General features: G+C 66.2%; 1 protein-coding gene. It reads left to right on the top strand.

Going from position 1 to position 597, the window contains the following annotated elements:
- Positions 1-242: 242 nt before the first annotated feature.
- A complete protein-coding gene (locus tag D7X99_RS41985) occupies positions 243-473 on the top strand; it encodes a hypothetical protein (RefSeq protein ID WP_121782591.1) in 231 nt (76 codons plus the stop codon).
- The last annotated feature ends 124 nt before the right edge of the window (positions 474-597 follow it).

Here is a 597-nt window from a genome sequence, read left to right as displayed (position 1 = left end):
CCATGCCGCGCATGAGCGATGAACGACTCCGCCCGTTGGTGGAGCGATTCGGGCAACTCGTCCGCGAGCACGCTGTCTTCCGAGAGGCCTTCGGACTTATCTGATTCAGATGAGGGGATGCTTCAGGACCGGACCAGCACTTCCTGGCGCTCGCGAACAGCATCAACGAAGGCGAATGGGCCGCCATCGAGGACATCACGGTCGGGACGCCCGCCTCGGCCAGCACCCGGAAGGTCTCGGCGGTGGATTACAAGTATGGCGCGTCGGACCTGGCCTACGGCGGAGGCAAGCCGGTCGTCGCCCTGCGCAACGGGACGTCGCTGTCGCTTGGCACGACGAACGCGCAGGGCTTCTGGACCTATACGCAGCTGGGGACGGTGCAGGACAGCAGCCGTCCGAGCGTGGCGATCCGTCCCACGGATGGCGTGCCGCATGTCTGCTACCAGCGGGACGGCAAGGTGACCTTCCAGTAGGCCGGTTCACTTGTGGATTGCCCCAAGGGGTGAAGCCCCTGTCCAAGCGCTCCCTCCGTCACCAGTTCCCTGGTGACGGGCGGGCGTGTGAACGGGGGGACGTGCATGGCGGGACGGGGGGATG

The sequence above is a fragment of the Corallococcus sp. AB032C genome, from assembly GCF_003668935.1.
GTDB lineage: Bacteria > Myxococcota > Myxococcia > Myxococcales > Myxococcaceae > Corallococcus > Corallococcus exiguus.
This window is presented reverse-complemented; position numbering and strand designations above follow the sequence as displayed.